The organism is Citrobacter sp. Cpo065, from assembly GCF_030332805.1.
Taxonomy (GTDB): Bacteria; Pseudomonadota; Gammaproteobacteria; order Enterobacterales; family Enterobacteriaceae; genus Citrobacter; species Citrobacter portucalensis.
On record NZ_JAOWHC010000029.1, the window covers coordinates 31,624 to 45,840 of the forward strand.

12 protein-coding genes are annotated in these 14,217 nt (G+C 56.2%); 6 read left to right on the forward strand and 6 right to left on the reverse strand.

Features of this window, described 5'->3' with window-relative positions; translation table 11 throughout:
* Positions 1–230: 230 nt before the first annotated feature.
* The gene (mmuP, locus tag OGY68_RS06200; RefSeq protein ID WP_001373486.1) at positions 231–1,634 is read left to right on the forward strand and encodes an S-methylmethionine permease; all 1,404 of its coding nucleotides are present in this window, start codon (positions 231–233) and stop codon (positions 1,632–1,634) included.
* Positions 1,621–2,553 carry a homocysteine S-methyltransferase gene (gene mmuM, locus OGY68_RS06205; RefSeq protein WP_057067128.1) on the forward strand — a complete coding sequence of 311 codons (933 nt, stop codon included), beginning with the start codon at positions 1,621–1,623 and terminating at the stop codon, positions 2,551–2,553. The genes mmuP and mmuM overlap by 14 nt, the downstream gene beginning before the upstream one ends.
* A 108-nt stretch (positions 2,554–2,661) precedes the next feature.
* Here mmuM and fbpC read toward each other — a convergent pair whose 3' ends face one another.
* The 6 genes from fbpC to OGY68_RS06235 form a co-directional block, all read right to left on the reverse strand.
* Positions 2,662–3,708, reverse strand: a complete 1,047-nt coding sequence (fbpC, locus tag OGY68_RS06210) for a ferric ABC transporter ATP-binding protein (RefSeq protein WP_286616893.1) — start codon at positions 3,706–3,708, stop codon at positions 2,662–2,664.
* 11 nt (positions 3,709–3,719) lie between these two features.
* Positions 3,720–5,798 carry an ABC transporter permease gene (locus OGY68_RS06215; RefSeq protein ID WP_057067129.1) on the reverse strand — a complete coding sequence of 693 codons (2,079 nt, stop codon included), beginning with the start codon at positions 5,796–5,798 and terminating at the stop codon, positions 3,720–3,722.
* Between the two features lie 68 nt (positions 5,799–5,866).
* Positions 5,867–6,898 (reverse strand): ABC transporter substrate-binding protein, encoded by a 1,032-nt coding sequence (locus tag OGY68_RS06220; RefSeq protein WP_057067130.1) that lies wholly within the window; start codon positions 6,896–6,898, stop codon positions 5,867–5,869.
* On the reverse strand, positions 6,895–8,199 hold the full coding sequence (gene uhpC, locus OGY68_RS06225) for an MFS transporter family glucose-6-phosphate receptor UhpC (RefSeq protein ID WP_003830933.1): 1,305 nt from the start codon (positions 8,197–8,199) through the stop codon (positions 6,895–6,897). Before uhpC ends, OGY68_RS06220 begins: the two co-directional genes overlap by 4 nt.
* Before the next feature lie 85 nt (positions 8,200–8,284).
* The gene (locus tag OGY68_RS06230) at positions 8,285–9,826 is read right to left on the reverse strand and encodes an MASE1 domain-containing sensor histidine kinase (protein WP_032942497.1); all 1,542 of its coding nucleotides are present in this window, start codon (positions 9,824–9,826) and stop codon (positions 8,285–8,287) included.
* A complete protein-coding gene (locus OGY68_RS06235) occupies positions 9,826–10,455 on the reverse strand; it encodes a response regulator transcription factor (RefSeq protein WP_008783889.1) in 630 nt (209 codons plus the stop codon). The genes OGY68_RS06230 and OGY68_RS06235 overlap by 1 nt, the downstream gene beginning before the upstream one ends.
* Positions 10,456–10,782: 327 nt before the next feature.
* On the opposite strand from OGY68_RS06235, the gene tauA reads away from it, so the two are divergent.
* Genes tauA through tauD form a run of 4 tightly spaced genes read left to right on the forward strand, consistent with a single transcriptional unit; the run spans position 10,783 to position 14,202 of the window.
* Complete coding sequence (tauA, locus tag OGY68_RS06240) at positions 10,783–11,745, forward strand: taurine ABC transporter substrate-binding protein (RefSeq protein ID WP_057067132.1); 963 nt, start codon at positions 10,783–10,785, stop codon at positions 11,743–11,745.
* A gap of 14 nt (positions 11,746–11,759) precedes the next feature.
* Positions 11,760–12,527, forward strand: coding sequence for a taurine ABC transporter ATP-binding subunit (gene tauB, locus OGY68_RS06245; RefSeq protein ID WP_057067133.1), 768 nt, complete (start codon positions 11,760–11,762; stop codon positions 12,525–12,527).
* Positions 12,524–13,354, forward strand: coding sequence for a taurine ABC transporter permease TauC (tauC, locus tag OGY68_RS06250; protein ID WP_008783892.1), 831 nt, complete (start codon positions 12,524–12,526; stop codon positions 13,352–13,354). Before tauB ends, tauC begins: the two co-directional genes overlap by 4 nt.
* Positions 13,351–14,202: a taurine dioxygenase gene (tauD, locus tag OGY68_RS06255; protein ID WP_057067134.1), complete on the forward strand. Its 852-nt coding sequence runs from the start codon at positions 13,351–13,353 to the stop codon at positions 14,200–14,202. Before tauC ends, tauD begins: the two co-directional genes overlap by 4 nt.
* Positions 14,203–14,217: the final 15 nt, after the last annotated feature.

Genomic DNA, 14,217 nt, shown 5'->3' on the forward strand with positions numbered 1-14,217 from the left:
CGGGTTAACGCCGTCAGTCAACTGTGTTGCCAAAGTTTAGATAAAACATGGCAACGGAGGCGTTATGAGCTGGCGGCCCTTTTTGTATCTGATTATTAATCCCCACCCGCTATTAAGCGCCCGGCGCGGGCATCTGCGTCTGGTGCAGGGTTGACTTTGCATTCTGTTAACAAACGCGGTATAACAAACCTTCTTTGGATGTTTAGATGTCCATACGTTTAGAAGGTTATATGCAAACAACACAACAAAATGCGCCACTGAAGCGCACAATGAAAACGCGTCACCTGATTATGCTTTCCCTGGGCGGCGTGATTGGCACAGGATTATTCTTCAATACCGGGTACATCATTTCCACCACTGGAGCGGCGGGAACGCTGCTGGCCTATCTGATTGGCGCGCTGGTGGTCTGGCTGGTTATGCAGTGTCTGGGCGAGCTGTCGGTCGCGATGCCGGAGACCGGGGCGTTTCACGTTTATGCCGCGCGCTATCTTGGTCCGGCTACCGGGTATACCGTGGCCTGGCTCTACTGGCTGACCTGGACCGTGGCGCTGGGTTCGAGCTTTACCGCCGCCGGATTCTGTATGCAGTACTGGTTTCCACAGGTGCCGGTATGGGTCTGGTGCGTGGTGTTCTGCGCGATTATTTTTGGTCTGAATGTTATCTCCACGCGCTTTTTTGCCGAAGGGGAGTTCTGGTTCTCCCTGGTCAAGGTGGTCACTATCATCGCCTTTATCATCCTCGGTGGGGCGGCGATTTTCGGCTTTATTCCGATGCAGGATGGCTCGCCCGCGCCGGGGCTGAGTAATATCACGGCGGAAGGCTGGTTCCCGCACGGTGGCTTACCGATTCTGATGACTATGGTTGCAGTGAACTTTGCTTTTTCGGGTACCGAGCTTATCGGCATTGCCGCCGGTGAAACGGAAAACCCGCGCAAAGTTATCCCGGTAGCGATTCGTACTACCATCGCGCGACTGATTATTTTCTTTATCGGCACCGTGTTTGTATTGGCGGCGCTGATCCCGATGCAGCAGGCGGGCGTGGAGAAAAGCCCGTTTGTGCTGGTGTTTGAGAAAGTAGGGATCCCGTACGCCGCTGATATTTTTAACTTCGTGATCCTGACGGCTATTCTTTCTGCAGCGAACTCCGGGTTATATGCCTCCGGGCGCATGCTGTGGTCGCTGTCGAATGAACGTACGCTACCGGCCTGTTTTGCGCGAGTAACGAAAAACGGCGTTCCACTGACGGCGCTGTCGGTCAGTATGCTCGGTGGTGTGCTGGCGCTGTTTTCCAGCGTGGTGGCCCCGGACACTGTATTTGTTGCGCTGTCGGCAATCTCCGGGTTTGCGGTGGTGGCGGTGTGGCTGAGTATCTGCGCCTCGCATTTTGTTTTTCGTCGCCGTCATCTGCAACAAGGTAAGGCATTGAGTGAATTACATTATCGCGCGCCGTGGTATCCGCTGGTGCCGGTATTAGGTTTTGTGCTGTGCCTGGTGGCCTGTGTAGGGCTGGCATTCGATCCAGCGCAGAGAATTGCGTTGTGGTGCGGGTTACCGTTTGTTGCGTTGTGCTATGGTGCTTATTTCCTTACTCAACCCCGAAACGCAAAACAGGAGCCAGAACATGTCGCAGAATAATCCGTTACGCGCTCTCCTTGATAAACAGGATATCCTGCTGCTGGATGGCGCGATGGCGACGGAGCTGGAAGCGCGAGGGTGTAACTTAGCCGACAGCCTGTGGTCAGCCAAAGTGCTGGTAGAAAACCCGGAGCTTATCCGCGAAGTGCATCTTGATTACTACCGGGCGGGGGCGCAATGCGCGATCACTGCCAGCTATCAGGCGACGCCGGCGGGCTTCGCCGCGCGAGGTCTGGATGAAGCGCAGTCGAAAGCGCTGATTGGCAAAAGCGTGGAGCTGGCGCGTAAAGCCCGTGAAGCGTATCTGGCAGAGAACCCGCAGGCGGGAACGCTGCTGGTGGCGGGATCCGTCGGGCCTTACGGCGCGTATCTGGCGGATGGCTCTGAATACCGTGGCGATTATCATTGTAGCGTTGAGGCATTTCAGGCGTTTCATCGCCCGCGCGTGGAAGCCTTGTTGGATGCCGGGGCCGATCTGCTGGCCTGTGAAACCCTGCCGAATTTTGCCGAGATTGAGGCGTTGGCTGAGCTGTTGACCGCATATCCGCGTGCGCGGGCGTGGTTCTCATTTACCCTGCGCGACAGCGAGCACCTGAGCGACGGTACGCCGCTGCGTGACGTGGTTGCGTTGCTGGCGGGTTATCCGCAGGTGGTGGCGCTAGGCATTAACTGCATTGCGCTGGAAAACACCACCGCTGCGTTGCAGCATTTACACGGCTTAACGGCGCTGCCGCTGGTGGTGTATCCGAACTCGGGCGAGCAGTACGATGCGGTGAGCAAAACCTGGCATCATCACGGTGAGCATTGTGCGCAGCTGGCGGATTATCTGCCGCAGTGGCAGGCCGCTGGCGCACGGTTGATTGGCGGGTGCTGTCGCACCACGCCTGCGGATATCGCCGCGCTAAAAGCGCGCAGCTGAGGGTTTATCGGGCCTACATCGTTCATTGTAGGCCTGATAAGCGCAGCGCATCAGGCATTGCCGGATGGCGGCACAAGCGCCTTATCCGGCCTACAAAGCCACAAAACGTTATGCCGCATCCGCCAGAACAAACATGCCGTACGGATGGATTTCGAGATAATACTGCTCGCCGACGTCCGGTTGCAGACGCGTAGCGTTGACCTGCAATAAAATCTCCTGCCCGTGCCATTCCACCGTCACTTCATACTGCGGCCCCATATAGGCGACATGGCGGATCACGCAGCGCTGGCTCTCTTCGCCGCGATCGCTGAGTGTGATCGCTTCCGGGCGCACACCGACCATCCCTTCACCCTGTGTACCAAAGTGCAGCGGGCGCGGCAGATGATAGCCGTAGATATCAACGTATCCGTCGCTGAAGGTTGCCGGGAACAGGTTGGCATCGCCCATAAAGCTCGCCATAAAGCGGGAGGCGGGCTGGCGGTAAAGATCCTGCGGTGAGCCGATCTGCATGATGTGTCCCTTGTTCATCACCAGCACGGTATCAGAAACCGCAAAGGCTTCGCTCTGATCGTGGGTGACGTACAGCGAGGTGATATCAAACTGCTTTTGCAGCTCGCGGATCTTGTCGCGCATGCTGCGACGCAGGTTGGCGTCGAGGTTACTCAACGGCTCATCAAACAGCAGCACTTTCGGCTTGAGGATCAGCGCGCGGGCCAGCGCCACGCGCTGCTGCTGCCCGCCGGAGATCTGATCGACAAAGCGGTCTTCGAATCCTTCCAGATCCACCATCGCCAACGCCTCTTTGACGCGGGCTTTCAGCTCTGCGCGCGGTACGCCGAGCATTTTCAGGCCATAACCGACATTCTCTCCCAGCGACATATGCGGGAACAGGGCATAGGACTGAAACACCATGCAGATATCGCGCTGCTGAATAGAGCGATGGGTGACGTCTTCGCCATCAATGAAAATTTGCCCTTCGCTCAGTTTTTCCAGCCCGGCAACCAGGCGCAAAATAGTGGTTTTGCCGCAGCCGGACGGGCCGAGCAGCGTCACCATTTGCCCCTGCGGGATGGTGAGGTTGATATTGTCGATTACCGTATTACTGCCAAATCGTTTAGTGACGTTGCGCAGTTCAACGAAATTTTTCTGAGTCATAGTACGCTCCATTACGCCTGGTTTTTGGCTTTTGAACGGGAGGTACGTGATTCACCGATCAGCCAGTCAAAGATGAAAATAATCGCCAGCATCACCACGATCAGAATGGAACCGTAGGCAATCGCTACACCGTATTCGCCATCTTCCACGCGGTTCAGGATGTAGGCCGTCGCTACGCGGGTATCCGGCGTGACGAGGAACACGATGGCGCTAACGGTGGTAATGGCGCGCACAAAGCTGTAAATCAGCGCCGAGAGGATCGCCGGGCGCAGCAGCGGCAGTAGGATGTGCGTAATGGTACGCAGGGAACCTGCGCGCAGGCTGAGTGAGGCTTCATCGAGCGATTTATCGATTTGGCCCAAGCCCGCGATGCCCGCGCGAATGCCGACCGGGACGTTACGCATTACCATCGAGATAATGACAATCGCCGCCGTACCAGTGAGGTACACCGGGGCGCTGTTAAAGGCCAGAATGTACGACACGCCCGCGACGGTGCCCGGAACGGCAAAGCACAGCATGGTGGTGAACTCGATGGTCTTCTTACCTTTAAACTGCTGGCGCACCACGATCCATGCGATCAGCAGGCCGAAGATCGCGGTGATCGGCGCGGCAATCCCGGCGTAGAGCAGGGTGTCGAGCAGTGAAGGCCACGCGCCGTCGCTCATCCCCTGACCGAACAGTTTGGTAAAGTTCGCCAGCGTCAGGGTGTAGTCCACGCCCCAGTTGACGGTGAAGCTACCATAGAAAATGCTGCCGTAGAGCAGGGCGTTAAAGGCAATCCACATTGCCAGCAGCGCGACCACACTCCATACCAGCGTTACCGGCAACGGCTGTACGTCGCCCCGGTAGGATTTGCCGGAAACGGTGACGTATGAGCGTTTACCAATCCACATATACTGCACGCAGAACACCAGCAGCGAAAACAGCAGCAGGAAGGCACCCAGCGTACTGGCGGCCTGGTAGTCAAGCTGCGAACCGGTGATGTAGAAGTAGATTTGCGTTGCCAGCACGTCGAAGTTACCGCCGAGCACCAGCGGGTTACTAAAGTCGGCCAGCGACTGCACGACCACAATCAAAAAGGCGTTAGCCAGTGCGGGTTTTAGCAGCGGGACAAACACGCCGTTAAAGGTCTGCCAGCGGCTGGCACGCAGGGTGTATGACGCTTCTTCCAGCGACGGATGAATGGTTTTGATTGCTCCGTCGAGGATCATAAACGCCATCGGCGTAAAGGCCAGAACCTGCGCCAGCCAGATGCCGGTAAAGCCATACAGCCAGTTGGTGTTGGTTAAACCAAACCATTCGACCATAAACTCGGTGATGTAACCGGAGCGTCCCATCATCAGCGTGACGCCTAAACCGACGACAAACGGCGGAGTGACGATCGGCAAAATCGAGAAGATACGTCCGATTATGGCGCTACGTCTGGCGATACGGGTGGTGTAGATAGCCAGTACCAGACCAAAGAAGGTACAGCCGACGCCGACGGCAATCGACAGCATAATCGAGTTGAGGATCACCTGAATGATATGTGCCTGCGACAGCACATTCATAAACGCCAGCGGGGCAAATTCCCCGGCGTCGTTGGTGAACATCGGAATGAAAATGGCGATGCTTGGCCAGACGATAAAAATACCGATCAGCGCGACAATCGCGGTAAGCGAGCCGATGACGAAACGGTCACCGCCCAGCCATTCGAGGCGGGTGAGCGCCAGGGTCATGATTGCGCCAAGCGCCACAAACAGCACGATGGTGGCATAGCCTAAGCCGCGACCCTCAAGGGTGGCGCTGGCGACAATAAAGGCCATACAGAAAAATGCCCAACCCGCGTCAAGACAATGGCGGCTGCGCTGTTCGCGCCTGGCTTCATGGAATGGGCGCACCAGCAGCAGGCTTGGCAGCAGATACCACAGCCAACTGATATTGAACTGCGACCAGCCGTAGGCGGCGAGTATTTCTTCCCGCGTAGACTCCAGCAGACCGTAGTCCAGGCTCCAGCTAGGCAGCAGGGCAAACGCCAGCCAGCCGAGCAAAACCCAAAGAAATATCGCATCCCGTTTTTTCACGGGATGGAGTGCAAGTGTGTGTGACATAGCGTTTCCGGTAATGTAGGCCGGGTAAGGCGTTTAGACCGCACCCGGCAAATGAACGCAACGTGGGCTTATTTACCCATCTTAACTTCGCTAACCCACTTATTGATCAACGCCTTACGTACGTCAGTCGAGCCGTACTTATCCATGTCGTAATTGATAAGCTTCAGGTCGTCGAGCTTCAGCGAGTTAGGAGAGGTCTCGGCAGTGGTGTTGGTCAGGATCTGATAGGATTTGCCTTTCTTCCACGCCAGCTCTTGCGCGTCTTTCGACAGCACCCAGTCAACGAACAGTTTGGCGTTGTCGATGTTGCGCGCACCTTTCAGGATGCTGACGCCGCCGATTTCATAACCGGTGCCTTCGCATGGAGAAATCAGCTCCAGCGGTGCGCCCTGTTCTTTTTCCAGCGAATAGTCGTGCAGGAAGCCAATGCCGATAGCCGTTTCGCCGCGGGCGGCGTTACGCGCCGGGGCAATGCCGGATTTGGTGTATTGAGAGACGTTGGCGTTGAGCTGTTTCAGGTAATCAAAGGCCTGATCTTCACCCCACAGTTGAGCAAAGGTCGCCAGCGCGGTGTAGGCGGTACCGGAGCTTTGCGGGTCAGCAATCTGGATTTCGCCTTTATATTCCGGTTTGGTCAGATCCTTCCAGCATTTTGGCACCGGCAGGTTTTTCTCTTTCAGGCGCTGGGTGTTGACGCCAAAGCCCAGAATACCGACGTAAACCGCCGAAGAGAGGTTACCTTTGACCTTCGCGGGATCGCGGAATTTCTCCATGATCTGTTCGAGGTTTGGTGATTTATACGGCTGCAGCAGACCCATTTCACCGGCCTGGGATTGCGGATCCAGCGTACCGCCGTACCACACATCCGCCTGCGGGTTTTTCTTCTCTGCATCCACTTTCGCCAGCGTACTGCCAGAGCCGTTGCGAATGAATGAGGTTTTCACATCATATTTTTCACCGAAGGCTTTGGTTTCGGTTTCGCACATCTCGTTGGTGGCGCTGCAATACACCACCAGACGGCCCTGCGCCTGGGCTGCGTTGCTGAAGGCCGCCAGCGTCAGAGCGGAAGCAATCAGGGTAGAGGTAAGCGTCAGTTTCATTGTTTTATCCTTTGACTGAGAGAAGGGGTAATGCCCGCAATGAGCAACGGCATCAGCAATAAACCCATAAAGACAGCGGCAACCGAGAGCAAACTGAACATTCCCGACCAGCCGTAATGTTCTATGACCAACGACAGCGGCCAACCCGCCAGCGCGGCCCCCAGATAGGCGAAAAGCCCGAGAAAACCGGTAATTGAACCTGCCGCCGCTTTGTGTCCGCATTCAACGGCTGCGAGGCCAATTAGCATCTGTGGGCCAAACACAAAAAAGCCCACGGTAAAGAAACACACTGCCAGTAACGCGTAGTGGTGCACTGGTGCCAGCCACAGCGCGGCGACGGAAACCATCAGCCCCAGCGTGAACAGCAAAATCATCGGCGCACGCTGACCGCTGAACAGCAGATCCGATCCCCATCCGGCAAACAGCGCCCCCAGCAAACCGCCAACTTCGAATAGCATCACCGTGGCATTAGCGCTGAGCAGATTTACGCCGTGGCTTTCCGTCAGCCAGATGTTGCCCCAGTCGTTGAGCGCAATGCGGATCAAATAGACCAACACATACGACACGCCGAGCAGCCAGATCATCGGATTTTTCAGCATGGTAGTGCGCAACATTTGCCACAGCCCCATCGGCGGGCTTTGCTGCTCCTGACGTAGCTCCAGCGGGTCATGCCGCCATTCCCCAACCGTGGGTAATCCTTCTTCCTGGGGCGTACCTTTCAATTGCAGGGTGAGCCAGATTCCCAGTGCCATACTGATTATCCCCGGTGCCAGCATGGCCGCCTGCCAGCCCCACCAGTGGGCGGCAAAAGCGCTAATCAGCGGGATAATGGCGCCACCGATGTTGATCGACATATTCCAGCAGCCCCACCAGAAGCCACGTTCGTTGCGCGAGTACCAGTGGGTCAGTAGTCGGGCACAGGGCGGCCAGCCCCAGCCCTGAAAAAATCCGTTCAGCGTCCAGACCACCAACAGCAGCGTCAGAGATTCACCAAAGGCGAACAGCACGTTTAAAACGCCGGTGGCAAACAGACCAATACCCATAAACGCGCGTTGTCCGTGGCTGTCGTGCCACAGCCCGGCGGTGAATTTCGACAGACCATAGGTCAGATAAAACAGTGACCCAAGCAGGCCGATATCGCCTTTATCCAGACCCAGATCCGTTTGCAGCGCCGGGAGGACGTAGTTAACGCTTTTGCGCGTCAGATAAAACGCGGCGTAACCAATTACCATACACATCAGCAGCCGGGGGCGTAGCGCCCGGTATTGTTGGTCTGTTTCGCTGGCTGAGCGTGTATGCATGGCAGTCTCCGTTTGTGCTGACTATAGGAAAGTGAAAGCAAAAGGGGATGAGAGAAAGTCCGCAGTGACTAAGACTTTTTCCTGGTTAGCGGCTGGTTTGTTGCAAATTTGTGGGCAGGTTAACAATTACTCGCGTGCCGTTGTTTGATTCGAGCGTCAGTTCACCGCCAAGGGCACTCACCCGCTCACGCATCCCCTGGATACCGAAACCGGGAATTTTTTCTGGCAGAATACCAACGCCGTTGTCAGCGACGTCCAGAAACAAGCAATGTTCCCGCTGGCGCAGCGTAATCGACACATCGCTGGCATCGGCATGTTTGCAGACGTTATTGAGTAACTCCTGCAACAGGCGATACAGCGTGAAGCGCACCGTTTCGTTTTCTGGCGTATTTTCTAGCTGATAATCAAAACGGCAGCGAATACCCCGTTCAGCAAAAGCAAATTCATTCACCAGATGATGTAGTGCATCTTTAAAAGACAGTTCATCGAGCGCGGGGGGGCGCAGCTGGCGTAGCAACTGACGGGTGGAGTGGTGAATACGCCGGGCCAGGTCGTTGATTTGATTCGCAGCCTCAAGCGTTTGCTCACGACCCGGTGCGCGTTTGACCAGTTGCGACTGAATTTGAATGGCGGTGATGTTCTGACCAATTTCGTCGTGCAGTTCCCGCGCCAGGCTTTTGCGCGTGTTTTCTTCGGTGCGGATCAGCTGTTCGGTCAGCGCGCGACGCGCCGCCAGTTCGGTTTCCAGACGCTGGCGATAATGGTGCAGGTTTTGCGCCAGATGCTGCTGGCGGCTGATGGCGATCCCCAGCCCTATACCCAGCAGAGCCTGGGTGGCGAGGAAAATCTCCAGCTCCAGTAAGTTACTGAACCCGACGCCGATTTGCCGGGCGATAGTGATCATCATACTGCCGAGCAATCCTGACAACACGCCGCCCTGCCAGCCAAATTTCCACGCCATCACCACGTTTGGTAAAAACACCACGATCAGCAACAGGCGCTCGATCTCCGGCGACAGCACCATCTGAGTACCGATGCCAATAATAAAAAACAGGCTACACCAGATGATAAGCGAGGTGCGCAGCGGGGGATTGGTGGTATCCAGCCCGAGCAGATGATAGCGGTGCTGCTGGCGCAGAAATTCATAGATCAGATAAACAAACGGCGTCAGCAACACGCCGCCGGTAAACGACGCCAGGCCAATCAGCGTTGCCGGGCTCTGGATAAACGGTGAAAGCAGGGCGGTATTGAGCAATGAGGTGAGCGTTACGGCGGCCAGCAGCAGCGTTAAGCGTTGCCAGTAAAGGGGAAAGCGGTGCCAGTATGACTGGCCGATGCTCGCCGGAATCAGACTAATTAACGGCGCAGCCAGCAGGATATAGCCATTCAATAATTGCTCGCTGTGCAGCCAGAACAACATCAACACCGGCGGCAGTATCAGCGCGGGCCAGTAACGGCGAGAAAGTAGAATTAACAGCGCGAGATAGACGCCGTGCGGCAGAAATAGCGCCGCCTGCTGGCCGTTGTGGGTCAGGTAAAATCCCAGCGTCCACAGCATCAACCAGCCCGATCCCCAGGCCAGCAGAATAAACAGAGAAATAACCCAATGCCGAAGGCTACGCGACATTAATGCCCCGTCAATAGTTGGTGGTCGAGGGCAAAATGCACCAGATCGATGGTGCTGTGGCATTGCAGTTTGCCCAGCACGTTCGCCCGATGAACGTGCACCGTCTTGTGGCTGAGGTCGAGCTTGAAGGCGATCTCTTTTACGCTGTCACCTTTAACCAACAGATCAAACACTTCACGCTCGCGCGGGGTCAGAACCTCCAGGACCTGCGCGGGTTGCTCGCCGCCGCGTAGTGCACGCAGCGCATCGGCGCACAGGTAATGGCCGCCCATGCCTACTGAGCGTACAGCCTGCACCAGTTCTTCCGGGCCGCAGCGTTTGGTCAGGTAACCGCTGGCGCCTGCGTCCAGCGCGCTTTGCACAAACGTGGGCGAGTCATAAATGCTGAGAATAATGGCGCGAAAACCGGGCTTCTGCGCCCGCAGTCGTTTTAACAGGCTCAGGCCATTTTCATCCGGCATGGCGATATCCATTACCGCGACGCTGACATCATCATGCAGAAGTGCAGGCCAGGCCTCCGCCGCGCTGCTGTACTGACCGGTAACGTTCAGATCGTCTTCGAGACTGAGTAATTGCGCAAAGCCGGAACGCACCACCACATGGTCATCCACCAGCACAACATGAATCATGATATTGCTCTCTTGCTGACAATGGCCTCTATGATGCCTGCCAGCGCCGCGCTGGCAATCATCGTGGCGCGGATATGTAACGAATGTAACAAAATCGCAATAATTTACAGCGAGTGTAGGCCTGATAAGCGCAGCGCATCAGGCATTGATTGCCGGATGGCGGCGCAAGCGCCTTATCCGGCCTACGTTCCGTAATGAGCGAAATAGCTAACTATTGCCGCTTTTTTTCTAAAAACGCTTTGTTCTTAGCCAGAATTTTTAATTCCTTTATCAAAATGTGCCGCAACGAAATACTGCCTCCATAACAAGACAGGGGAGCAGACAATCATGGCTATTTCATCGCGTAACGCATTTCTTGCCGTACTGGCATTCATCGCATTTCAGGCGCAGGCGGTGAACGTCACCGTTGCTTATCAGACCTCCGCCGAACCTGCCAAAGTGGCGCAGGCGGATAACACGTTTGCCAAAGAGAGCGGGGCGACCGTTGACTGGCGCAAATTCGACAGCGGGGCGAGCATCGTTCGTGCGCTGGCATCCGGTGATGTGCAGATCGGTAATCTTGGCTCCAGCCCGCTGGCGGTCGCTGCCAGTCAGCAGGTGCCTATTGAGGTTTTCCTGCTGGCATCAAAGCTTGGCAATTCTGAGGCGCTGGTGGTGAAGAAAAACATCAGTAAACCGGAAGATTTGATTGGCAAACGCATTGCCGTGCCGTTTATTTCCACCACCCATTACAGCCTGCTGGCGGCGTTGAAACATTGGGGGATTAAACCCGGCCAGGTGGAGATTGTGAACCTGCAACCACCGGCGATTATTGCCGCATGGCAGCGCGGAGATATTGATGGTGCGTATGTCTGGGCACCTGCGGTCAGCGCGTTGGAAAAAGACGGAAAGGTGTTAACCGACTCCTCGCAGGTTGGCGAGTGGGGGGCACCGACGCTGGACGTGTGGGTGGTGCGCAAAGATTTTGCCGAGAAGCATCCTGAGGTGGTGAAAGCCTTTGCCAAAAGCGCTATCGATGCCCAGCAGCCTTATATCGCTAATCCTGATGAATGGCTGAAACAGCCGGAGAATATCAGCAAACTGTCGCGTTTGAGCGGCGTACCGGAGGCGGATGTTCCGGGGCTGGTGAAAGGTAACACTTACCTGACACCGCAACAGCAAACCGCTGAGCTAACCGGCCCGGTGAACAAAGCGATTATCGACACCGCGCAGTTCCTTAAAGAGCAGGGCAAAGTCCCCGCTGTCGCGACAGATTACAGCCAGTACGTGACCGATCGCTTCGTGCAATAAATAAGGAGGCGATGATGCTGCAAATCTCTCATCTTGCCGCCAGCTACGGTGGAAAACCGGCGCTGGAGGATATCAACCTGACGCTCGATAGCGGTGAACTGCTGGTGGTACTCGGGCCTTCCGGTTGTGGGAAAACCACGTTGTTAAATCTGATTGCCGGGTTTGTGCCGTATCAGCATGGCAGCATCACGCTGGCGGGTAACAGGGTTGATGGTCCGGGGGCAGATCGCGGGGTCGTGTTCCAGAACGAAGGTCTGCTGCCCTGGCGTAACGTGCAGGACAACGTGGCTTTTGGGCAGCAGCTGGCGGGCGTGGACAAGCCGCAGCGTCAGCGTATTGCTCTGGAGATGTTGCAGAAAGTCGGGCTGGAGGGCGCGGGAAAACGCTTTATCTGGCAACTTTCCGGTGGGCAACGTCAGCGCGTTGGCATTGCGCGGGCGCTGGCGGCCAATCCGCAGCTGTTGCTGCTGGATGAACCCTTTGGTGCGCTCGACGCCTTTACCCGCGAGCAGATGCAAACCCTACTGTTGAAGCTGTGGCATGAGACTGGCAAACAGGTGCTGCTGATTACCCACGATATTGAAGAAGCGGTGTTTATGGCGACAGAGCTGGTATTGCTGTCCCCAGGACCAGGCCGGGTACTGGAACGTCTGCCGCTCAATTTCGCCCGTCGCTTTGTGGCCGGAGAGTCGAGCCGCAGCATTAAGTCCGATCCGCTGTTTATCGCCATGCGCGAGTACGTGTTAGGTCGGGTCTTTGAACAACGGGAGGCATTCTCATGAGCGTGGTGATTAATGATAAACCCCGTCGCCAGCGGGTGCTGAACTGGCGCTGGCCGTTCTCGCGGCAGATTACCTTAAGCCTTGGTACGTTGGCCGTCATTCTGGCGGTGTGGTGGACGGTGGCGGCGCTGCAGTTAATCAGTCCGCTGTTTTTACCGCCTCCGGGACAGGTTTTACAAAAGCTGATCGTCATTGCCGGGCCGCAAGGGTTTATGGATGCCACGCTGTGGCAACATCTGGCGGCGAGTCTGACGCGTATTGTTATCGCACTGCTGGCGGCAGTGCTGCTGGGCGTTCCGGTTGGGATCGCGATGGGGCTGAGTCCTACGATGCGCGGCATTCTCGATCCGATCATTGAACTGTATCGCCCGGTTCCTCCCCTGGCCTATTTACCGCTGATGGTCATTTGGTTTGGCATCGGTGAAACCTCCAAGATCCTGCTGATCTATCTGGCGATTTTCGCCCCTGTGGCGATGTCGGCGTTGGCGGGGGTGAAAAGTGCGCAGCAGGTGAGAGTGCGCGCCGCGCAGTCGCTGGGGGCCAGCCGTGCGCAGGTGCTGTGGTTTGTTATTTTGCCGGGGGCATTACCGGAGATCCTCACCGGGTTACGCATCGGGCTTGGCGTGGGTTGGTCGACGCTGGTGGCAGCTGAACTGATCGCTGCCACGCGAGGGTTAGGATTTATGGTGCAGTCAGCCGGTGAGTTTCTGGCAACGGATGTGGTGCTGGCAGGGATCGCGGTCATTGCCGTTATCGCATTTATTTTAGAACTGGGTCTGCGCGCGCTTCAGCGTCGCCTGACGCCCTGGCATGGAGAAGTACAATGAGTGAACGTCTGAGCATTACCCCGCTGGGGCCGTACATTGGCGCACAAATCACTGGTGCGGATTTGACGCGCCCGCTGAGCGATAATCAGTTTGAACAGCTTTATCATGCGGTACTGCGCCACCAGGTGGTGTTTCTGCGGCAGCAGGTGATTACGCCACAACAGCAGCGGGCACTGGCGCTGCGTTTCGGCGATCTGCATATTCACCCTGTCTATCCACATGCCGAAGGGGTAGAGGAAATTATCGTGCTGGATACCCATAACGATAATCCGCCGGATAACGACAACTGGCACACCGATGTCACCTTTATCGACACGCCGCCTGCCGGGGCGATTCTGGCAGCAAAAGAGCTGCCATCGGCCGGGGGAGACACTCTATGGACCAGCGGAATTGCTGCTTATGAGGCATTGTCTGAGCCGTTTCGTCAGTTGCTGAGTGGCCTGCGGGCAGAGCATGATTTCCGTAAATCGTTCCAGGAATATAAATACCGCAAGACACCAGAGGAGCATCAGCGCTGGCTGGATGCGGTGGCGAAACATCCGCCATTGCTACATCCGGTGGTGCGGACCCATCCGGTAAGCGGTAAACAGGCACTGTTTGTGAATGAGGGATTTACTACGCGAATTGTCGATGTGACGGAAAAAGAGAGCGAGGCGTTACTAAGCTTTTTATTCGCCCATATCACCAAACCGGAGTTTCAGGTGCGCTGGCGCTGGCAGCCCAACGATGTGGCGATTTGGGATAATCGCGTCACGCAACATTATGCCAATGCGGATTATCTGCCGCAGCGGCGTATTATGCACCGGGCGACGATCCTCGGGGATCAGCCTTTTTATCGGGCAGGGTGATTGTTGGTGGGGTTT

Bases quoted from the DNA above. Each gene is read 5' to 3' on its own strand.
- OGY68_RS06220 (WP_057067130.1), bottom strand. From the start codon at position 6,898: ATGAAACTGACGCTTACCTCTACCCTGATTGCTTCCGCTCTGACGCTG.
- mmuM (WP_057067128.1), top strand. From the start codon at position 1,621: ATGTCGCAGAATAATCCGTTACGCGCTCTCCTTGATAAACAGGATATC.
- tauA (WP_057067132.1), top strand. From the start codon at position 10,783: ATGGCTATTTCATCGCGTAACGCATTTCTTGCCGTACTGGCATTCATC.
- OGY68_RS06230 (WP_032942497.1), bottom strand. From the start codon at position 9,826: ATGTCGCGTAGCCTTCGGCATTGGGTTATTTCTCTGTTTATTCTGCTG.
- OGY68_RS06215 (WP_057067129.1), bottom strand. From the start codon at position 5,798: ATGTCACACACACTTGCACTCCATCCCGTGAAAAAACGGGATGCGATA.
- tauC (WP_008783892.1), top strand. From the start codon at position 12,524: ATGAGCGTGGTGATTAATGATAAACCCCGTCGCCAGCGGGTGCTGAAC.
- tauB (WP_057067133.1), top strand. From the start codon at position 11,760: ATGCTGCAAATCTCTCATCTTGCCGCCAGCTACGGTGGAAAACCGGCG.
- OGY68_RS06235 (WP_008783889.1), bottom strand. From the start codon at position 10,455: ATGATTCATGTTGTGCTGGTGGATGACCATGTGGTGGTGCGTTCCGGC.
- tauD (WP_057067134.1), top strand. From the start codon at position 13,351: ATGAGTGAACGTCTGAGCATTACCCCGCTGGGGCCGTACATTGGCGCA.
- mmuP (WP_001373486.1), top strand. From the start codon at position 231: ATGCAAACAACACAACAAAATGCGCCACTGAAGCGCACAATGAAAACG.
- fbpC (WP_286616893.1), bottom strand. From the start codon at position 3,708: ATGACTCAGAAAAATTTCGTTGAACTGCGCAACGTCACTAAACGATTT.
- uhpC (WP_003830933.1), bottom strand. From the start codon at position 8,199: ATGCATACACGCTCAGCCAGCGAAACAGACCAACAATACCGGGCGCTA.